The sequence below is a fragment of the Neobacillus dielmonensis genome, assembly GCF_000612665.1.
GTDB classification, from domain to species: Bacteria; Bacillota; Bacilli; order Bacillales; family Cytobacillaceae; genus Neobacillus; species Neobacillus dielmonensis.
Genome location: NZ_HG942074.1, coordinates 1 through 22072, shown reverse-complemented (window position 1 = coordinate 22072; position 22072 = coordinate 1). Strand labels below are relative to the sequence as shown.

Sequence of the window (22072 nt, the reverse complement as noted above, 5' to 3'; positions counted from 1 at the left end):
TTTAATAAATTCAGTCAGTTCAATCCATCAACACATCGACCGCTTGATTGCTATGCGACAAAATCAACACTTTTTTCCCTTTAAAGTATTTGTTGGCGGCCGTTCTGGCCAAGGTGTAAGTTTTTCCGGTACCCGGCGGCCCCCAGACAAACGTAACTGGATTATACTTGGATTGCAAGACCAATTCGTGGACATTACTCGTTATCTTTTCCACGGGATGTTTGGTTTCCATGGAAGGACCCATTAACCTTTTCACTCTCAGCCGCTTTTGTTTGCTTTTCTTGATTTCATCCAAACGCTCGATTAATTGTTCAAGCAACTCCCAAGGGTCATGAAGCAGATGCGCATCCGGGATGAGATCTTCAAAGCTTTGCTCTAATGCCAGAATGATTCCCCTGCCCTCAGAGGACAGCACTTTGCCGCTTGTTTTCATTTTGCCCCATTCTAATTTGATAGCAGAACCAACAGGTATCCTTAAAGTGATGGTGGTATCAAAATAATAGCTATAAGGCCCGTCGTTAGATAACAGGCGTCCATTTGTGACAGAATATCGGCTGCCGCCAAACTTTTTCAGGTGATGAATTTCTTGTTGCAGCGCTTGCTGCCACTCTTTGATATAAATTTTGGTAGTTGTCATTTGTTACCCCTTGTCTTTGTTGCTTTTCAGATTGTATCAAAGTTAGCGCAAATTGCAAAAGTTGTTAATTTCGCTAAGAAAATATCTAATTAAGAGTAAATAAATCAAATATAAAAAAAGTGCCTGTTACCTCCCAAAGCATGCAGATGGGGTCTCGGCAATTCACGGGTGGTAATTGGCACTTACCTAAATATTTAATATTTCTCTAATCTCTTGTTCCGTGATTCTTGACGCTGTTTGTTCTCCTGGTTGAACTACGGTTTCAATGAGTTCCTTTTTGTTTTGCTGCAATTCATACATTTTCTCTTCTATCGTTCCTTGTGCAATGAGTCGGATGACTTGTACCACCTTTTTTTGCCCGATGCGATGGGCCCTTCCTGCTGCTTGCTCCTCAACAGCCGGATTCCACCAAAGATCATATAAAATTACCGTATCCGCACCTGTCAAATTGAGCCCCGTATTCCCCGCTTTTAAGGAAATCAGGAAAATGTCAGCCTCTCCTTGGTTAAAAGAATCTACCATTTGAACCCGTTCTTTTGGAGCTGTTTGTCCGTCCAAGTAGAAGAATTTTAACCCTGCATCCGTAAACTGATTGCGAATAATGGAAAGCATACTGGTAAATTGTGAAAAAATCAGCAGCCGTCTGCCATTGTCAATGGCATTGCTGACAATCTCCATAAGCTGTTGCAGCTTCCCTGATTCGCCTTGGTAATTTTCCAAGAACAAAGACGGATGGCAACATAATTGACGAAGTCGGGTTAAACCTGCCAAGATTTTGATACGGCTCTTTTGAAACCCTTCGCCTTCCAGCGATTCGACAGTGTCCTTTTGGATTTTTTCCAGATAGGCCAAATAGAGCTCTTTTTGCTGTTTCGTCAACTCCGAATAGTTGACCGTTTCAATTTTGTCCGGCAACTCTTTCAATACATCCTTCTTCACTCTGCGCAATAAAAACGGGCGTATCATTTTTGCCACCTTTGCCGGTTCTAGCTGGCGAAATTGTTTCTGTTGCGGAAAGAACCCTGGCAAGACCGTTTGAAAAATTGACCAAAGCTCATCAAGAGAATTCTCGATTGGTGTTCCGCTCAACGCAAAGCTTGTTTCCGCTTGAATATCCCTTACCGCCTTCGCTGTTTTGGTGGCATAATTTTTAATCGCCTGGGCTTCGTCCAAGATTAACGTACTAAACTCATGCTGCCTATAGAAGTCAATATCCTGCCTCAAAGTCGGATAGGATGTAATCCATACATCCGGAAGCTGGTCACTTTGCAGTTTCTCCATCCGCTCTTGCGGTGTCCCGATCATCACTTCCGTTGTCAAAGAAGGGGCAAACTTGTTGAATTCATTTCTCCAATTATAGATAAGCGATGCAGGGGCAACAATTAAGGCCGGCTTGGGGTTTTTTTCTGACAAAATAAAGGCAATACTTTGCAGTGTCTTCCCTAGACCCATATCGTCTGCAAGAATACCGCCAAGCCTGTAATACTTAAGCGTCTTAAGCCACTGAAATCCATAATTCTGATAGTCTCTTAATGTGGCATGCAGCGTATCAGGCAGCTCAAATTCCAACTCTTCGGGGTTTTTCAATCGGTTGAGCAGACGGCGGAACTGTTTTCCATACTTGGCATCGCTGCCTTTTTCCTTATGAACAATTTCATCCAGTTGCAATCCCCTGTATATAGGAAGCTGAATGGTGTCGTTTTGCCATTTGTCCGGTTTCATGTTTAACTCTTGCATCATGTTTTGGATGATTTGGAATTCATCTGATTCCAGCGAAACAAATGCCCCGCTTGGAAGCCTGTAATATTTTTTCTTTTCGACCAAGGATTGCATGATATTCCTGATTTCTTTTTGCTCAATCCCTGCCATATCAAAGCTCACCTGCAGCCAATCACCTGAAGAATCCACATCGATATGGGTAACCGGGGCATGCCTATTTGATAATACCAATGACCTCACAGTATTCGTTAAGAATATCTCCGTTAGCTCCTCAAGCTTCGGTAAGATCTCATATAAAAACTCGAATATCTCCGCTTCGCCTTCTACATACAGAAATTTTCCATCAACCCTTAATGAGGCAGATTCGAGCACTTCCATGATGGACCGTTCCCTCTCCGCCTCCCTCATTAAAATAGGTCCGCTTTTTTCAAGAGCCATTAGCTCAAATGGATTGATTCTATTTTCACCGTAATGGAATTCCAGTGAAGCTTGGATAAGATCATCCATTCGGTCAACATACAGCTTGGCCTCCAAAGGAAATTTGACAATATTGCTTGAAACAGTTTCCGAAATTTCCAATTGGCCAATTTTTTTCATTTTCGGGACCACTTGGGAGATAAACGGTTCAATCTGGTCACTAGCAATTGACAGCACAGAACTGTTTGACTGGTCTATCAGTTTCTTCAGTTCTTTTATGAGCAGTTGTTGTTCATCTGTAATTTTATAGAAATGGTTTTCTATTATAATATATCCATATAAATCTAAGTATTGAACAGTCGCCAGAGTAGTTAAGTCCAGTTTGAAATTACCGGTTATTCCTTTATCTAACTGAAACGAAATAGGCAATTCTGATTGATGGATTTTTATTTCATTAAAGGCTTTACTGCCGATTTCCACGCGGACCCCTTTGGTCTCCAGCCTCTTTAGCAAGTCTTCGGCTATCATCGGGGGAATCGTCAGCGTGCGTTCATCTGAAGAACCATAGCTTCTGTAAAAACTAGGCTGCAGTTCCTGGTATATCTCCTCATTATTAATCGCATCCTGCAAAAGATGAATAATCTCTTGATCTACCTGCGAAAGCTCTTGTTCCGAGGAATTATAGGTAAAGCCTTTGGTAAAAGGATATTGTTCCTGGCTTTTAACCGCCTTAAGAAACTCCTTGATTTTTTTAACCACATAGGTTCTCTTCTGGCCTATTTTCATTTCCAGCGTTAGAAAATGTTTGGATGAATGGTAAGGTTTATAAACTTTCATGATCCATTCAACCAGTAAGGGGTCTATGTTGCCCTCTGGACCCAGCTCCTTCCTTGCTGGCGAAACAGTAGAAAAGCTTTGAATAAATTGGTTGGTCAGCTGCTTGACATAAACGGCTTGTCGTTCTTCACGTTGTCTTTCTATTTCTAATAGACGCCTTTGTACGGCTGCTTCCTGTCGTTGATTTCTCTCAGCATAACTTAGCGTATGGTTATTAGTAGAGTTTTCCTCTGGATTATCGTTAATTTTTAGCAGTACAGCAGCAATATGTTTACAAGGTTCCCCATATTGATGATAAGCAGGACAGTTGCACTCTGGTAATAGACCTGATTCATCATCCTCAATGGTCACTTGATAAGTTTTTGAACCCTTTACTTTAGCAGTCCAGATATTTTTAACAGGATCATGGTTTACATCTCTGACGCGTCCATCTCGAAAGTAACCAAGCCCACGACGGAATATGGCATCCGAAAAAATATTTTGAATGTCGGATTTGGTTAAATGATCAATCATATGGTTACCTCCACTTAAACATAGAAAATATGAATTCTATCCTACTATCTTATCGTAATTAGACTCTTGTCGCTCTTTTTTTAAATAGGATTTGGGCATTCTCTTCATAAGTATTGCCGTTTTTTCTATTTTGCAGAAGTTTATTTTCATGGATTTCTGGCAAAAAAAAGTGCCGGCTGATTAATTATAAATCAGTCGGCAATAAGGTTCCTTTCCATATGGTGACAGGAACGTAGTGCAGGGACAAGCAAACAGAACTACTTTATCCCAACTAAAACTTCTTCCCCTCCAACCACCATTTTATCCATCTGGTCGGTAGGGGAAAAATAGAGATGACTTAAAATGATACTTCTACTTATTAATGGTTTGTGCTCATCCATTAATTGTTGAAAGTCTTTTGAACAGGATACATAAAGCTCCACTCTTTTATCAACCGGCAAATCCATTTTTTTGCGAAGATCCTGAACACCCCTAATGAAATCACGGACCAATCCTTCTCTTCTTAATTCTTCACTGATATGGACATCAACGATAACAGTGAAATGCCGGTTCGAAGCTTCAGAATAGCCTTGTAAAACGGCCATTTTCTGTACCACAATATCATCTTTTCCCAAAGAGACAACCTTTTTGTTTTCTAATTTCACTTCGAGGGTTTCTTCGTTTAGGAAAGTGTCAATCTCTTTTGCCGTGGCTCGGCTAAGGGCTTGATTCACTTCATTTACCCATTTGCCCAATCTAGGGCCGGCTGTTTTAAAGTTTAGCTTCAGTTTATACTCAATATACCCATTCGAGGAATCTTCCCACTCCACGGTTTTTATATTTAATTCGTCTTTGATAATATCTTCATAAGGAGCAAGTGTCCCTGCCTCGTAACCATTCGATACAATCACCAGTTTTGCAAGCGGCTGTTTTGTTTTGATTTGATGCTTATTTCGGACGCTTCTCCCCAACTCCACAATCGCCAAAACGGCCTGCATTTGTCTCTCAAGCTTTTGGTCCATTAACTCTTTCTGTTCTTCCGGATAGTCTGCTAGATGGACACTTTTCCCTGTTAAGGAATAATGAATTTCTTCTGAAATAAATGGAACAAAAGGAGCCACCAGTTTGGACGTATCCAATAATAATTTGCTTAGTGTATGAAAGGCCGCTCTTTTATCATCGGACATTCCCTGGCTCCAAAAGCGCTCCCTGTTTCTTCGCACATACCAGTTGCTGACCTCTTCAACAAATTTTCCAGCCAATCGTGCGGCATTCGTTACTTGATACTGATCCATTTCCTTTTTCATCAGAGATGTCGTTGTCGTTAGCCTCGAGAGAATCCAACGGTCCATAAGGGATACTGAACCATTGTCATGTGCCTCGGGATCAAATGAATCAATTTCGGTATAAAGCTTGTAAAAATGATATAGACTCGACAAAGTATCAATCAGTTTGGATTTCGCTTCCTGAACATTTCGTTCGGAAAAACGTTTGGCATTCCACGGAGCACTATCTTCAATCAGCGCCCACCTCAGTGCATCAGCACCGAAGGACTTTATTAAATCCATTGGGTCTAGTGCATTTCCTTTACTTTTGGACATTTTTTGGCCATGTTCATCTAATACATGGCCAGTGGCCAGCACATTTTTATAAGGGGCCTTACCTGTATAAAGCACCGAAACAGCGAGTAACGAGTAAAACCATCCCCGTGTTTGATCAATTCCTTCAATGACCACATCAGCAGGGAATTGTTTTTCAAACAGTTCGTCATTCTCAAATGGGGTATGGTATTGAGCAAACGGCATGGAACCGCTGTCAAACCAGACATCAATTACTTCAGACGTTCTGTACATCGTACCATTACAGGATGGACACGTAAACGTAATAGCATCTACGTATGGTTTATGAAGTTCAACATTGGTGACCTCTTCATTGGCCTTCTCCTTCAGTTCTTTCATACTCTTTGGTGCTACTTCTGTTTCACAGGAAGAGCAAACCCAGACATTTAAAGGGGTCCCCCAATACCGCTTCCTGCTAATATTCCAATCCACCAAGCTTTCTAAAAAGTTCCCAAACCGGCCATTCTTGATGTGCTCTGGATGCCAATTCACCTTCTGGTTTTCGTTGATTAGTTCATCTTTTAGTGCAGTGGTTTTGATAAACCAACTCTCCGTTGCATAGTAAAGTAATGGAGTATCACAACGCCAGCAATGTGGATAGGAATGTTCATACTTTTCTTTATGGAAAAGCAGCCCCTTTTCATGCAAAAGCTTTACAATATCCACATCACATTCTTTCACATGCTTACCGGCAAGCGGCTTTACTGCATCCATATATTTGCCGCTCTCATCCACAACATTGATAAAAGATAGTCCGTTTTCCCTTACGACACGATAATCATCTTCCCCATATGCAGGAGCAAGATGGACAATTCCGGTGCCGCTATCATCCGTTACAAAATCGCCTTCTATGATCCGATGGCCATTCTTTACCGCAACAAAATCAAATGGCGGCTGGTAAGCAAGCCCAACCAGCTCTCTCCCTTTTAGCTTTTCAAGGGTTTTATACGGTGCTTTTATGACATCATCTACTCTTGCGGAAGATACAACATAGATTTCATCGTTCTTTTCCACTTTTACATAGTCAAGGTCTCCATTTACAGCCAGCGCCACATTTGCCGGGAGCGTCCAAGGGGTAGTGGTCCAGCCGAGCACATATACATTGTCAGCGATTTTAAATTTTACTGTTGCACTTAAGTCTTTTACCACTTTATATCCCTGTGCCACTTCATGGGAACTTAAAGAAGTCTGGCAGCTGGGGCAATAGGGTGAAACACGATGCCCTTTATAAAGCCAGCCTTTTTCATGAATCGTCCCCAGTATGTTCCAAACAGATTCGATATAGTCGTTATTCATCGTCATATACGGATCGTCCATATCTACCCAATAGCCCAATTCTCTTGTAAATTCTCTCCATTGCTTCTCATATGAGAAAACACTTTCTTTACACTTCTTAATAAACGCCTCCACACCGTATTCCTCAATTTCCTGCTTGCCTGAAATACCCAAGGCTTTTTCTATGCCTAGTTCGACTGGTAATCCGTGTGTATCCCAACCTGCTTTTCTTACCACCTGCTTCCCGTTCATCGTATGATATCTGGCAATAATGTCCTTAAGAGTCCTCCCTAATGCATGCCCGACATGGGGAAGACCGTTTGCTGTAGGCGGACCTTCATAAAACACAAAACTCTCTTGATCCTTACGATTTTCCACAGACTGCTGAAAAATATTGTTTCGCTCCCAATATTCCAGTATCCGATTTTCACGCTTTACTCTGCTCTCCTTCTGATCGCTAAAATCCATGTTAAAACCTCCTTTTTGTGAAAATAAAAAACACCCGTCCCTAGAAAAGGGACGAGTGTATTACCCGCGTTACCACCCAAATTCTGTTGTAAACACAACAGCTCTTTGTCAACGTACCATCATACGTGTTCCTTTTAACGGCGGAAACCCGACAAGACTTACTCGAGCGTGTCTAGTTCGGGCGCCTAAATGCCTCCACTTTTCATACTTTCAGCCTTGCATCTCAGAGATGATTTTTTCCGTTAAGGTGTCCTCACTGGCTTCCACCATACCCAGCTCGCTGTTAGAACCTTTCCTTACGTACTTGTTCTCTTCATAGATTTTTATATTTGGTATATATTAACATTTATTTTCAAATACAACAATACTTATTTTTATTTTTCCCAAAATAGCAGATTATAACCTATAAATGAATGACGAATCGTTTTTTACATTTCTGAAAATACAATTGACCCTCACATTAATGTGAGGGTTTATAATTTAAATAACCTCATAAGAAAGGGGGGCCCCAATGAAAATTGGCGAGTTATCCAGGATAACTGGAGTGAGCATCCGGTCACTAAGATACTATGAAGAACAAGGACTCCTAAACCCGTCCGATTGGCCAACGGCTATCGAGAATTTAATGAAACCGCAGTGGAACAAGTCTTCACCATTAAATTTTATTTGAGTTTGGGCCTAACAATAGAACAGATTTCCAGCTTTTTGAGCAGTGTTTTAAAAAACAAAGAAGCATTCTGTCAAGAAATCCTTCCCATCTATGAAGAAAAGCTGGAGGAGTTAAACCATCAAATCCAATTACTAAGCATGATCCGCTCAAATCTAGTGGAGCGGATTGAAGCTGTAAAGGAAGAACGCTCCCAATTCCGACGGGGTTAAAATTTAAATGAGGTTTTATCAATGGTGAAAGAACTTAGTTCCCATAGTTTTGAGACGGAAATTGAAAAAGGCATCTCCATAATCGAGTTTGGTGCACCAAGGTGTGCCCCATGCAGAATCCAAGAGCCAATTTTAGAAGAACTCATCCTTGATTTGGGTGACACCATAAAAATTGCTAAGGTAAATGCAGATCAAGAAATGGAACTTGCTGCAAAGTATCATATTCAAGGAATCCCCACCCTTGTTTTGTTTAAAGATGGAATTGTGATGGATTCTTTACGCGGGCTCCACTATTTAGATGCTATCAAGTCAAGATTGAACAGAATCCAATAATAAATGAAATGGCCAATTTTCATCTGATTATTTCCTGTCATCGTCCTCTATAACCTATTTGAGTCCCTTAACTTATTCCACAATAAAACTGTAGATATTTTCATCTACAGTTTACCTTTTTTTTGGCAAGCTAAAAATACTTATAATGCCTGACTTAGTACTTCTTTTCTTACCTGTTATTCCAATGAAATCTTGACAACGTCATCCAAATATTTTGTTGTATTATAACCATAAATCTGCAGCGTTTTAGGAATGACATTTTCTCCGTTGATTTCACTTCGTAATTCCAAGCTTTGAACAGTAAAGAAATAACGGGGCTGCTCAACCTCCTCGTACGAGAAAGGCATCTGATTCTCATCGTATTTCACTCCGTTTTTATCGACGAGTACTCCCTCAAAATTCATATCCATTGAAATGGGAAAATCTTTATCCTCGCCCAAAATATTGAATTGAAGTGATTCATACGTTCGATTTTCAATATTGGCATTGCTTATGACCATCTTGGTTGGTTGTCCAACTTCCAGTTTGTCGATGGAGATGGTACTGCCTGCATATTCAAACGTTTGAGGATATTCCTCATCAGCATCGAGCGCTATGTCTTTTTGTTCTTCAACAGATAAGGAAACGGAGCCAAATTGAACACGAACATCTTTTGGTTTTTCTCCAAATAGAGGGTCAAAGTTTATTTGAAAAGTGCTCCAATTTGTGTCTTGAGATGCATCAATAAAAGAGCCTCCGTACAAATCGGATTTCACTTTTTTATCGTTTACTTGTAGGTTATCAAAATTGACGTAATCAATCCGCTTCTTTCGCTGGTCATTATTTATACTATATTGCAGAAGCGTCGCTGTCGGAGCAAGAATTAGTTTATCAAACCGGATTGGAACACCCTCGAGTTCTGTCTCTTTATCCAAGGCATATTCTTTGGATGGCTGTTTTGTTACGGGGATTTCGAAGTTCCACTCCCCTTTTTCAAACATACTCTCAAAAGCGCTGCCATCAATCGAATCAGATGGATCACGAATCAATTTCTGGAGCTTTGTGATTTTCATTTTGATGGTTGCGTTATCCTTGGAGAGTGGCTGCAGGCTGATTTTCCCTTGATACACGTTCTTATTCTTGTTATTCACATCTAATTTAAGGTCAGGAGGGTAGTATTTTGGATTAGTATCACGTTCCATGATATCAAACCGGTTCCCCACAAAAATCCCATCATCATAATTAATCAAATATTGGTTGTCTTCTTCCGTATCCTCTATTTCATAAAAAACAAGTGTCTGGACATCATCAGCAATCGCACCTTTAATCTTAATTTTCACACCATTGCTTTCCGCTTCAAGGTCCAGCCTCTCGCCAAACCCCTGTTGCAAAAAGGCACGCAATTGCGGATTATCTTCTGTCCAAGAATAGTAGGCATGGGTAAATGCCCCTGTAAATAAACCTATACCCAGCAATAAAACAACTACACCTGCAAAAACAGCCCCAATTTTTTTACGTTTTCTCATACTCTTTTGTTTGTGATTTGCTTGTTCTGCCATCCTATTTTTGACGTTCTCTAACAATCCAAATGGCACCGGTAAATCTTCCATCCTATCAGCAAGACTCAGCATGACCTCCTGAAAGGCAGCCAAATCTTCCTGGCAGTCCTGACAATGATAGATATGTATCTCAAAATCAATCTTTTTCGACCGTTCCAATGATCCTTCTAAATAATCCATATATATCTTGTGATACTCCGTGCAGCCATTAAAAGATAATCCGTATCCGATTTCTTGTCTAAATGAACGGATTCCTGAAAACAAAAGCTCCTTTATTTTTTCCACGGATATTTGTAGAAGATGTGCTGCATTCTCCTTAGAGGTTCCATTAACATACGTGAGGACGAGAGCCTCCCTCTCGGACTCTTTCAATTTGTCGAGTGTTCTAAAAAAATCGTGACGTGGTTCACCTTCCTCTGAAGCTGGTAAATCACTATCATGAGTAAGCTCCCTGCAGGTCTCTATGAATATCGATGTAACCCATGTTTCGAACGAAGTTTCCCTTTTAAATTTGCGCAATTCCTTTTTGACTTTTTTAATGGACCGATAAAAAAGCTCTTCTATTTGCTGCTGGCTTTTAAGATAGGATAAACCAAGTGTATAAAATGATTGTTTATGTCGATCAAACCAATCAATAATAGGATCCATGCTTTTTTCTTCTTTCATGGTTGCTGAAATAGAATCTATTTTTGCCGGGATCATAACCGTGTTTCCCCCTTTATCTGCACAACCTTATGACTGTCACCATTGTCGCACATAAAAGTGCCAGTCACCATCTGAACTACGTCGAAAGATTTCGACAAAATTCGAAAGATGCTAGATTATTATAAAAAACCGAAGGTTTTACCGGTGTTATACCAGAAAACCTTCGGACAGAGAGTGCATAGAATATATCTGTTTTATTGGATTGAACGCAGTTTCTGAATTTCTTTTAAACGGTAGGCAATCACACAAGCCACGCTGCCTAAGATGCCTGTGCATAAAAACATGACCGCCATGCCACTTCCTGTTCCAGTGCCAACAATATAGTGAAGCACTTTAGCTGTAGAGCTGTCAGAGTTCATAAATGGTTCGAATACATACTCGGCTAATGATCCACCTAATAATATGCCAATTGGAATGGTACTAAACTGGATGGCATTCCGTACAGAAAACACTCTCCCTTGCATTTCTTCAGGAATTGTTTTATATAAAATGGTCTGTTGTCCTGCGATAATGAATGGGATGGGAGCACTCGCAGCTATTCCAGCGATACTCCAGGCAATCCCTCCACGACCTATTCCCATTAGTACATCCCCCAACAAAAAGGAAAGACCTGCGGCAAAATAGATCATCCTCACTTTATCCCTTGAGAACTTACCGGCAGACACAATGATGCCGCCTACAATGCCGCCAATCCCTAATACAGCATTTACCATTCCAAGGATTCCACTATCGCCGCCGCTTCTAGCCAAAATCATAGGGGATAATATGTTTTCATACGTCAGTCTAGAAAAGAAATTAATGACTGCCAAGGTAATCACAATATACCATAATCCTCTGTGTGCTAATAAGAAACGGAAGCCATCTTTACATCCCGCAATTGCCGATTTGCTTTCTGCCTCTCGCTCCATGCTCTCTGGTATTTTAATAAATAACAGCAAAACCAAGAAGGCAAATAAAAAAGTAGCCAGATCAACCAATACCACTTTTTCCAAACCAAAATAGGCCAATACGGATGAAGCCAATACAGGTGAAACCACTGTTACCAAATTAGTCGAAAAAGAATCCATGCCACTTGCTTGCGACAGTTTCTCTTCAGTCACCAATTTACCTATTGCCACTGATCGAGCAGGTGATTGGAATGCGTTCATAAAGCCGATTACCAAATTCACGATATAGATATGCCAAATCTGCAGGTTCCCAAAGTTCCATAAAATTACTACAAATAAGGAACATACAGCTGCGATAAAATCGGAGCAAAGCATAATCATTTTCTTATTGTGACTGTCAATAAAGGCACCTACAAATAAACTTACAATAATATAAGGAACATAGGAACAGAACGTCATCAATGACACTGCCATCACGGAATTCGTCTGTGTATATGCCCAAATAACAAGAGCAAAACTGGTCATGGCGCTACCAAATTGGGACACTGCCTGACTAAACCAAAATAATATATATCTTTTAAAATTTTTATTCATTGGATTCTCCCCTTATAGAAATATATCATTGTCCATAAGTTCAAGATCCAATGAGGACGAATTTATCTTTGCTCTCTCTGCACAAGTTTCGTCCCATTAGACCTTGTGCAGAGCAATACCGCTGTCTTTATGACCAAATGGCAAAGCATATTAGATTCCCCTCCCTTTTTACTTTATTCACTAATAAAATTTTCTACATTTCTAGCGTTATAGTCTGTCGAACTGTGGTTTATTACGATGATTTCGTCCGCTTCACCAACCATTGAAAAAATCTAAAATGTATCACGAGAAGATAGATCAGAAATGGGTAACACAGAGCAGAATACCCAATTTTCCATTCATTATATTTGATAAATTTAAATTTATACGAAATAAACTCAAATGCCACAGCAAGCAAAGTAAAACAGAAGATATACACTATTTTCCGTTTTGTAGACTTATGATATGGGAAAGAGTTCAATATGATGACATTAGTGGCAGCATAAAAAACCACTTGTGCCACTAAAGGAGGAATTTGTATTCCGGGCTTATCCAACAAGTAAAGACGATATTTTGTCTCCAGTAAGCTATCGACAAGAAGACCAAATAAGGTTGAAAACAACGAGGTTGCATAAATTTCATAAGGCTTGATTTTTTTAGGGATTTTATAAGCGATGAATGCTAAAACAACACTTGATACATAAGAATAAATGGTTTCCATCACTTAAATTACCCTCTTCCCTAAAATTGTCGCCTATTCCCCCATATTATGTAAATATTGTTTTTTTATTATTCGATTTGCATTAAATAAACTTAGTAGTAAAACTGGCTTAGGTTTGCAATCCTTTGTAATGAAAAAGCTGTGTTAAATTCGGCCTGTTGATTTCCGCTCCATTCAACAGAGTTAATTAAATCAAGATTATCGTTTAACAGAGCCAATGGAAAAAGCGAACACCCATTGACAGGTGTTCGCTCAGAAACTTATCTCCAAATCTCTTTCGAAATGTCTACAATATATTTCAACTTTTCCCATTGCTCTTCTTCAGTCAAGATATTTCCATGGTGAGTAGATGCAAAGCCGCATTGAGGACTGATGCATAACTGCTCTAACGGCACATATTTTGTTGCTTCTTCTACGCGTGCTTTAATATTTTCCTTGTCTTCTAGTTGACCATGCTTTGAGGTGAATACACCTAGCACGACTTGCGGGCCGCCATTTGGAATGTACTCCAATGGTCCAAAGTCACCTGAACGGTCATCATCATATTCTAGGAAAAATCCATTCACTTTTTCTTTTGCAAATAAGGTGGGTGCAATTTTAGCATAGCTGCCTTCAAATGCCCATTTAGAACGATAGTTACCACGGCAAAGATGGGTGGTAATAGTGAGATCTTCCGGTTTATCTTCCAATACTCCATTCACCACTCGTAAGGCTAAGTCGATTAATTGTTCCCGGGTATAGCCGCTATCGTTAAATGGAATTTCCGGTGCATTCAAACCAGCAATGTAGACATCATCCAGCTGCAAGTAACGGCACCCGGCATCATAAAAGGCTTTGATGGCATCGCGGTAGGTTTGAATCACATCATTTGTATATTCTTCAAGGTCCGGATAAATTTCTAGGTTACGGATCCCAGCGTTAAATAATTGATTGGGACTCGGGATGGTTTGTTTGGCAACAGCACGGTCCCCGACAATTTCTTTAAATTCGATAAAATCTTTGACATGCGGGTGATCCGGGTTAAACGAGATTTTTCCGATAACTCGCACATCATATCTTTCTGTTTCTTCACCCTTGAAGGCAAATCCATGGTCTGGAACGTAGCCCTCTACGCCGTTTAAATGCTCAAGAAAGTCAGTATGCCAAAATCTTCTGCGAAATTCTCCATCTGTAACGGCTTGAAGACCGACTTCGATTTGCTTATCAACGATTTTTTTAATTTCCTGTGTTTCAATTTCGTGCAGTTGTTGTGCAGATATATTGCCTGCTTGGAACTCTTTTCTTGCCTGATGAATGGCTTCCGGCCGTAATAAACTTCCCACATGGTCTGCTCTAAATGGAGCGCGAACGAGAGTCTTTGTCATCATTAATCCCCTGCTTTCCTCAAAATCTTCTTTATTTTTCGATAAGGAAAGTGTAGCATGACATAGACATTATAACGTAACACGAAAAAACTATCTCTTGTTATAGTTTTAAACTATACCTGCCGCAATTCTTCTTCAATGGTTTCTTGTAAATATTGAATATAGATGTTGGCCAACGTACTGTTTGCGACGTTTTTGTGGGTAATATAGCCAACATTCATCCGTTCATCCACTTTTAAAGGAACAGCAATAATGTCTTTCCCATTTAATTTCTGACTAATGACACCCGTTGAAATGGTATAGCCGTTTAGTCCAATAAGCAAGTTAAACAAGGTGGCCCGATCACTCACCCGGATATTCTTCGGTCTAGAAAGCGTGCTAAGAATCTCCTCGGAAAAATAAAAGGAATTATAGTCCCCTTGCTCAAAAGAGAGATACGGATAGGGATCCAAGTCTTCTAATGTGACAAAATCCTTTTTTGCCAGCGGGTTGGTAGAGCTAATAAACACATGTGGCTTGGCTTCAAAGAGTTCATGGAACTTTAAATTCCCTTCTCGCAAAAACTTTTGAATGACCTTCCTATTAAAATCATTCACATATAAAATGCCTATTTCACTGCGCAGGTTTTTCACGTCATCAATGATTTCATAGGTCTTGGTTTCACGTAATGTGAACTCGTATTCCTCCCGATCATACTCTTGCAGAAGCCGGACAAAGGCACTTACCGCAAAGGCATAGTGCTGGGCTGATACAGAAAAGTGCTGCTGAGTTGACCGTGTGTTGTTATAGCGATTCTCAAGGAGTTCTGCCTGTTCCACTACCTGCCTGGCATAACCTAAGAACTCCGTTCCTTCAGGGGTGATCACGATTCCCTTATTGGTTCGGGAAAAGATCGTAATTCCTAGTTCGTCTTCCAGCTCTTTTAACGCGTTAGAAAGGCTCGGTTGACTAATAAATAACCTTTGTGCCGCTTTGTTGATTGACCGGCTTCTGGCCACTTCAATCACATATTTTAATTGTTGTAATGTCATCTCTATTCTCTTTTCTGTACATAATTACTATTTTGGACTCCACGCCATCACTCAAATCATTCATTGGGAATGCAATAACTAGTGGCAGGCGCCTATAACGAAGCTTACTGTCCGCTTCGGTTATTTTTTTACTCCTAAACGCATTCGGTAACTAAATAGAATTTCTTTCGTTTCGCCAGAAAAAACCTCTTCAACGTGGGCTCTAAAATCTTGGAATGCTGTTTCGAGCTCTAGTACCCCTAATTTTAATGCTGTTTGTAGTCCGCCTTGACTATATGCAATATTGGCGTAACGTGCAGCATCACATTTTTCCCAGTGATGAAAGACAATTTCCTTTGAAAAAGAAAATAAGCCGGATTGTTGAATTTGGTGCAGATGGTTCTCTTTTTTCCATTTATGTGCCTGCCTTTCAGAAGGAAGAAGTTGGGAAAGCCACTCGTCGGCATGGTAATATAATTTCATAAAATGTTCTTCCAAATTCCAGTCACAAGTTGGCGGCCAATCACAATCATAGGCCGCAAATATTCCATTCGGACGAAGGACCCGCGCAAATTCTTTTAAAGTGGATTGCGGCTCCATCCAATGAAAGGATTGTGAACAAGTAATGATATCTGCTGTTTCGTCAGGCAGGCCAAGCTGATGTGATAATGCTTTGACAAATATAATTCCAGACGGCTTTTGGGCTTCTTCCCAATGCGATACGGCCACCTCACGCATATCATCATTTGGTTCTACTCCTATTACTTTTTCAGCTTCACCAAGCCAAATAAAAGTAGAAAGACCGGTGCCACAGCCAACATCCACTACTAACTTAGGGCTATCTTTCAAGTAAGTAGTTACTATTTTCACCACTTCATTCGGCGCACTCGGACGATTTTGATCATATAGCGAACCGTACCCGTTAAAACGCTCTATATTATTCCTATTCAATCCCGTCATTAACTTCACCCAAATTCTAAACTCTATCAATTTTCTTTAACTACAATTTCTTTATATAAAAAATACCACATTAACAAGATTGTGAAGTAACCAAATTTTATAATTTTCATAAAAACGGCCCCAAGTTTGTTGAACTCCTCTCTCTCATCAGTATCCACTTTCTCAAATCCTTCATCACGTCAAGTGACAATACTTCTATTGGTAACACATGAAAGAAGAATTAAAAGGCAAGATACATTAGGTTTTCACTGTTGTAATCCTAGGAGTGATATAGTTTTACCTGATTTAAATTGCAGTCCTTCATGTTTTTTATAGATAACTGTCGATAAGACCATGATTAATAGATTATAGAGAATTGTCAAAATCATAAAATGAATCACATTAAGTTCTGATTCAAAATGGAGAATGGACAGATCCGTATTCCCAATAATTTGACCGCTTGCTAAGTTTTGAGCCATATGGGCAATTGTAACAGGGATTATTTTGCCGCCCGTTCTTAAATATACATACATTAAACAACAGCCGGTAATGATTAAAAAAATTAAATACCCAGGATCAAACCCCTTGAAGACATGTGATAGCACGAAAAACAAAGTGGTGACCAGATACAGTTTACCTCTGCCCAAATGTTGCAAGTTCATCACAAGATACCATCTGTACAAAACTTCTTCGGAAAGTGCAGCAGTGAACCATGCAAAACAAATCAATAACAATATCAGATAAAAACCAACACTTGTTAACTTTTGAAAATCCCAACTGATGATGAAATGTTCTCCCTTCGTAGCTAACGGAATGTAGATGAAAAATAAGCTAATGGTTGCAACAAATGAAATGACTGAAAATAACAGGTCCTTTTTATTCATTTTTACATGCAGGGAATTGAAAGTTTTTTTATCGACAAATTTGTAGAATAACAAGATAGTTACAGTTTGAAGTATGGCACCAATTGACGCCAGTATACCCCAATCCTTAAGAGATGCGGTTTGCATCTTTTCGCCCCATAAAAAAAACAGCAGAAAAACAGTCAGGACATTGATTAAAATTATGGCTAATGAGCGAAGGAGGTTCTTTTTCATTGTGATCTTCCTTTCTTTGTTAAACTTCACATCCTTACTGTAATATTTTGTTGATCAGTCATGTAGTGCCGAAAAGTCACGATTATAGAGGTTTATAATGACTTTTGGTAATGGTTTCTGGTGACATATAAAAATAGGGAGCTCTCCCTTGTTGGACAGCCCCAGCGCTTTACGTTAATCCTGTTGCAGCAAGCATTCTTCCATTGCTTTCGTAACGGCTTCTGAACGGTTCTTCACATCTAATTTCGAATAGATGCTCGAAATATAATTTTTTACCGTACCCAATGATAAAAACATTCTCTCAGCGATAGCCTTATTTTGGAGCCCTTGCGACAATAATCGAAGCACTTTATATTCCTGCTGGCTTAAGTCATAAGGATTATCCCCAATATCTTGTCCATCTTCCTTCAAATCAACGGACGAACTTTGAAAAACCTCTTTAGCCAAATGCTGTGGGATAAGTGAACCGCCATGATGGATTAACTCGATTCCCTTAATTAAAAACTGAGGGTCAACTGCTTTAAGGATATATCCTTCAGCCCCCGCATTTAAAGCAATGCGTACATAATGAATATCTTCAAAGGTTGTTAGGATGATAACCTTTGAACCCGGCCATTTTTCTTTAATGATTTTAGTAGCTTCCACACCGTCCATTTCAGGCATTTGAATATCCATCAGGATGATATCTGGCAGCTCCCGTTTACAGTTTTCGATTGCAACCTGCCCATTTTCTGCTAATGAGATAATTCTTATGTCTGCCATGCTTTCCAAGACGATTTTTAAGCTTTTGCGAATTAATTCCTGGTCTTCCACAATCATGATTGTAATCAACCTTTATTCACCTCTCCTGCTGAAAATTAGCCAACCTCCTTCTTGAAAAATTCGCCAATTGCTTAATAGATTCCTCTGGTTTGTTCTTACATGCTCGTCAATTCTTTCATTCTTTTCATATCGTTTTAAGCCTTTAGTCAAAAAAGGTCAAATTAATTATTGACTATTTCAGGCATAGGGTGTATAACATAATTGTAGAAGGTCAAAGTTAGTCAAAGTCAAACTATCTATGACCTAAAGCCAATGAAACAATTAACATTTAGGAGGTTTTTCATATGTTTCCATTTTTTAATAAAGATTTCTTTAAATCCATGTTGGATGGTCAAAAAGAATTGGAGATGAAAGCCCCAAATGGCGCCGTTTACCGTTTTTCAACCAATTCCATCGATGAAAAAACTTTTGAGAGCCTTCGAAATAAATTAGAAGTAGCAGCCAAACATAATGATCAAGCTGCGTTTGACCAAGCATGGAATGAATTGACAGCCCAAAATCAATGGTTCCCTAATATAGAATCTGAATTTAAAAAGTATCATGATCATATTCAACAATTTTTCCAAGAAGCAAGTCCATTTTTCAGCAAAAATAATTTCTCACTTTTAAATGATCCATTCTTTATCGAACCTAAAACTTTATCGGAAGAATCAATTGATAAACAAATTGAACAATATCAGCAGAAAATTGAAGAACTTCAAAACAAGAAAAATAATATGGATGCTGAAAAAAGAAAACTACAAATTAAGGAAGAAATCGCCAATAAGAAAAGAAATATAGATGCGAAATTGGATGAGTTTGCGAAAAATCTTGATAATGATGAAATGAAGAAAAAGCTGACAGATGAAATGACAAGCTTAAATGAAGAAATTAAACAGCTCGAAAACGAATTACAAAGTTTATAATGCTCTGAACTAGAACAGAATTCTATTAACTAATGAATAACTCCATTAGGGCCTTCTTTAAACGAGAAGGCCTTATTTGTGTTTATATATATTCACATGAGGATATTATTACTTTTTCCAAATTATCTATTTCCCTCACAAATAAAAAACTACAGACATCTTCCCCACTACTAAACTGCCTTTTTTCCATTAAACGATTGATTTTTTCTTGGGAAAGCCATGTTGAACAGTTGTCTGGCGAATAAATAAAGGACAGTGGAGATCGGGATGGCATATAAATCGAGCCAAAAACCATCTTGATATTGGTCCGGGTTTTCAATTAGCGTCAAGGTCTGGATACCGGCAATCACAAGAGCCGGCGGTAAAAAGACAAGCCACGGATTGGCAAACCATCTCCCTTTGAACAAGTCGAGAACACCTTCATAAATGGCCTCGATTGCTGCCGCGATAACGAAAATGATTAAGAAGCCCATGATGATACTATACAAAGGGACCGTATTTTCAAATTCCGGATGATAATATTCAGACACCGAATAAGAAATGGCACTTAGTCCGAACGTAACAAAGACAACATTCCAGAGAAATCGTACCAATTTATAGAACGGGAAAATCGCCTTTCTCAATTCCCAATTTATTTGATCCTCATGCCCAAAAGCCTTCATCGCTTCCCCAATCGCTTCTTCCTCGGGGAGTCCCTTAATCATGAGTTCTTTCACATGCTCCTTTAAATGAACGGAAAGCTCCTCCTGTAGGTCCTTTCTTTCCTCATCGGTCATCGGCAAGTCCAAGACAATCCTTTCAACATACTGCTCCAGTTTTTTCATGAAAGACCCTCCAGCGTTTTGTCGATTAACTGATCGATTTGTTTCCAGCTCTGCAGCTTATCAGCCAACATCCTTCGTCCTGTATTCGTGATGGTATAGTACTTCCTCCTGCTGCCATCTAAACCTTCCTGCCAATACGACACCACACAATCCTTTGTTTCCAGTCTCTTCAGGGCAGGGTAAAGGGTACCCTCATTCATATGGTACGTATCATCACTTAACAACCGCAGTTTCTTGGTCATTTCATAGCCATAACAATCCTGCTCCACTAATAAGGATAGCAATAATATTTCAATGCTCCCTTTCAATAGTTCTCTGTCCATATGAATTTTCCTCCAATTTTTTCTACTTACATTGTATAACAAGGTACATTGTTAGGCAATGCATATAATTATTTTCCTTGCTATAAAAGTAACAACGGCTTAGGATGTTTCGCCTAAGCCGTTTTAGTGTTTTTATCTATTTTATTTTTGTAGATTACTCCTCATCAAAGATGCTACTTGTATGTTATCCTGTTGAGAAGTGGCTTCCAGATTCTTAATAACTAACTCTTGTCGTTCCACAGGATGATTTTGGCTTAATTTAGCCTTTGCTTCAATTTTTGTGATGTTTATTTTGAACGCAACGATTCCTTTGCTCAATCCCTCGATAAAACTTGGCTCTACATCATTTAAATTATAAGGACTATCCGGCTTTTCGTATTTATTTACTAAGTCATCTAATGAATCGAATATTACTTTTTCATCTTCGATTATCTCTAAATTTCCATAGACATGGACCGAAACATAATTCCAAGTGGGCACTGCTTTTGTTGTTTCGTACCAAGAAGGTGAAATATAACAGTGGGGACCCTGGAAAACCACAAGCACCTGTTGATTTTCAGCATCCTTCCATTGTCCGTTCGGACGGGCAAAGTGACCATATAAAGCATGATCAGATCTATTTAATATCAGTGGAAGATGGGTAGCACACGGTTCCCCGTTATGTTGAGAAAATAAAATGGCAAAACCATACTTTTCAATGTAACCATAAATTACTTTTTCATCATCGATTTTAAAATGTTTGGGTATATACAAAATAATCCACCTCAAAAAAGTTATATGAGTGTTTTGGTCATTATATAATCCGTTTGTTCTTCATCACCCATATAAAATGAGTGGGCTCCCATTTGAACAAATCCCATTTTCTTATAAAAGGCAATTGCATTTTCATTTTTTTCCCATACGCCAAGCCAGATTCTCTTTTTAGATCCTTCCATCGCAACTTCCAAAGCTTTATTTAGCAACATTTTACCTAGACCATGATTTTGAAATTTACTTTTTATATAAATCCTCTCCACTTCAAGTGATTCTTCTCCCAGTTCTTCCGTTTGGGCATCATGGGTATTAACCTTTAAATATCCAGCGACTTCATTGTTAAAATAAACAAAATAGAATTGTGAAGAAGGATTGGATAACTCTTTTTCCAATTGTTTTAAGTTTAATGCCCTTTCCAAATAGGCTTTCAGATTTTCGGGTGAGTTCTGTTCCTTAAATGTCTCGACAAATGTTTCACAACTAATTTCTTGAAGTTTGCGTGAATCTTCAAGGGTGCACAGTTTTATATTTATAGTCATTGAAAGAAGACACTCCTTTATTAAATCAATAATTTCTTTTGTTACCCTTTTTTACAAATTCCCAATCTACTTCAATATTTTTTCTAACTCTTTGTAGAAAATTGAAAATGGTTTCTGCTTCTGTTTCGGAAAACCCCGCTAACGCGACACTGTTGGAATAAACATTTTCTCTCTTTATAAATGGATAAACCTTTTTCGCTTTTTCTGTTGGAAAGAGTTTTTTAATCTTTTTGTTATGTTCATCGGCTTTCTTTTCAATAAAGCCATTCATTTCAAGTTTCTTTATCGCTCGAGAGGCTGTGGTTCGATCTACCTTTATCAGCTCAGCTACCTTTTCCTGAATGATTCCTGGATTTTCACATATTCTGACCAGGTGTGTATCTAGTAATCTAAAAG

General features: G+C 39.1%; 18 protein-coding genes, 1 pseudogene and 1 other annotated feature. Of the genes and pseudogenes, 3 read left to right on the top strand and 16 right to left on the bottom strand.

The window, feature by feature from the left end:
* Positions 1-19: 19 nt before the first annotated feature.
* The 3 genes from BN2425_RS15460 to ileS form a co-directional block, all read right to left on the bottom strand.
* Entirely contained in the window at positions 20-637 is a 618-nt protein-coding gene (locus BN2425_RS15460) for an AAA domain-containing protein (protein ID WP_235714649.1), read from the bottom strand.
* Between the two features lie 186 nt (positions 638-823).
* Positions 824-4123, bottom strand: a complete 3300-nt coding sequence (locus BN2425_RS15455; protein ID WP_042461298.1) for a DEAD/DEAH box helicase — start codon at positions 4121-4123, stop codon at positions 824-826.
* Positions 4124-4380: 257 nt separating this feature from the next.
* A complete protein-coding gene (gene ileS / locus BN2425_RS15450) occupies positions 4381-7464 on the bottom strand; it encodes an isoleucine--tRNA ligase (protein ID WP_042461295.1) in 3084 nt (1027 codons plus the stop codon).
* A 44-nt stretch (positions 7465-7508) separates the two neighbouring features.
* Positions 7509-7790, bottom strand: a binding site (T-box leader).
* Positions 7791-7975: 185 nt separating this feature from the next.
* On the opposite strand from ileS, the pseudogene BN2425_RS15445 reads away from it, so the two are divergent.
* Positions 7976-8343: pseudogene (locus BN2425_RS15445) on the top strand (MerR family transcriptional regulator).
* A 21-nt stretch (positions 8344-8364) separates the two neighbouring features.
* Entirely contained in the window at positions 8365-8676 is a 312-nt protein-coding gene (locus BN2425_RS15440; RefSeq protein WP_042461292.1) for a thioredoxin family protein, read from the top strand.
* Positions 8677-8852: 176 nt separating this feature from the next.
* Here BN2425_RS15440 and BN2425_RS15435 read toward each other — a convergent pair whose 3' ends face one another.
* From BN2425_RS15435 to BN2425_RS15400, 8 genes are all read right to left on the bottom strand, one after another.
* A complete protein-coding gene (locus tag BN2425_RS15435) occupies positions 8853-10916 on the bottom strand; it encodes a DUF4179 domain-containing protein (RefSeq protein ID WP_042461290.1) in 2064 nt (687 codons plus the stop codon).
* Between the two features lie 197 nt (positions 10917-11113).
* Positions 11114-12400 (bottom strand): MFS transporter, encoded by a 1287-nt coding sequence (locus BN2425_RS15430; RefSeq protein ID WP_042461287.1) that lies wholly within the window; start codon positions 12398-12400, stop codon positions 11114-11116.
* 232 nt (positions 12401-12632) lie between these two features.
* Positions 12633-13100: a CBO0543 family protein gene (locus tag BN2425_RS15425; protein WP_319922082.1), complete on the bottom strand. Its 468-nt coding sequence runs from the start codon at positions 13098-13100 to the stop codon at positions 12633-12635.
* 260 nt (positions 13101-13360) lie between these two features.
* Positions 13361-14464: a 5-methyltetrahydropteroyltriglutamate--homocysteine S-methyltransferase gene (locus BN2425_RS15420; RefSeq protein WP_042461282.1), complete on the bottom strand. Its 1104-nt coding sequence runs from the start codon at positions 14462-14464 to the stop codon at positions 13361-13363.
* A gap of 113 nt (positions 14465-14577) precedes the next feature.
* Complete coding sequence (locus BN2425_RS15415; protein ID WP_042461279.1) at positions 14578-15495, bottom strand: LysR family transcriptional regulator; 918 nt, start codon at positions 15493-15495, stop codon at positions 14578-14580.
* Positions 15496-15615: 120 nt separating this feature from the next.
* The gene (locus BN2425_RS15410) at positions 15616-16434 is read right to left on the bottom strand and encodes a class I SAM-dependent methyltransferase (protein WP_042461276.1); all 819 of its coding nucleotides are present in this window, start codon (positions 16432-16434) and stop codon (positions 15616-15618) included.
* A 245-nt stretch (positions 16435-16679) separates the two neighbouring features.
* Positions 16680-17510, bottom strand: coding sequence for a CPBP family intramembrane glutamic endopeptidase (locus BN2425_RS15405; RefSeq protein ID WP_042461273.1), 831 nt, complete (start codon positions 17508-17510; stop codon positions 16680-16682).
* A 174-nt stretch (positions 17511-17684) separates the two neighbouring features.
* Entirely contained in the window at positions 17685-18341 is a 657-nt protein-coding gene (locus tag BN2425_RS15400) for a response regulator transcription factor (protein WP_235714648.1), read from the bottom strand.
* Between the two features lie 275 nt (positions 18342-18616).
* Here BN2425_RS15400 and BN2425_RS15395 point away from each other — a divergent pair, with 275 nt between their 5' ends.
* Entirely contained in the window at positions 18617-19237 is a 621-nt protein-coding gene (locus BN2425_RS15395) for a hypothetical protein (protein ID WP_042461271.1), read from the top strand.
* A gap of 170 nt (positions 19238-19407) precedes the next feature.
* On the opposite strand, the gene BN2425_RS15390 is transcribed toward BN2425_RS15395, so the two are convergent.
* The 5 genes from BN2425_RS15390 to BN2425_RS15370 all read right to left on the bottom strand — a co-directional run.
* Positions 19408-20061 carry a permease prefix domain 1-containing protein gene (locus tag BN2425_RS15390; RefSeq protein WP_042461268.1) on the bottom strand — a complete coding sequence of 218 codons (654 nt, stop codon included), beginning with the start codon at positions 20059-20061 and terminating at the stop codon, positions 19408-19410.
* Positions 20058-20384, bottom strand: coding sequence for a PadR family transcriptional regulator (locus BN2425_RS15385; RefSeq protein WP_042461262.1), 327 nt, complete (start codon positions 20382-20384; stop codon positions 20058-20060). Before BN2425_RS15385 ends, BN2425_RS15390 begins: the two co-directional genes overlap by 4 nt.
* Positions 20385-20525: 141 nt before the next feature.
* Complete coding sequence (locus tag BN2425_RS15380) at positions 20526-21137, bottom strand: FMN-binding negative transcriptional regulator (RefSeq protein WP_042461259.1); 612 nt, start codon at positions 21135-21137, stop codon at positions 20526-20528.
* Positions 21138-21157: 20 nt separating this feature from the next.
* A complete protein-coding gene (locus tag BN2425_RS15375) occupies positions 21158-21676 on the bottom strand; it encodes a GNAT family N-acetyltransferase (protein WP_042461256.1) in 519 nt (172 codons plus the stop codon).
* Positions 21677-21701: 25 nt separating this feature from the next.
* On the bottom strand, positions 21702-22072 hold a 371-nt coding region (locus tag BN2425_RS15370), incomplete at its 5' end, for a MarR family winged helix-turn-helix transcriptional regulator (RefSeq protein ID WP_042461253.1).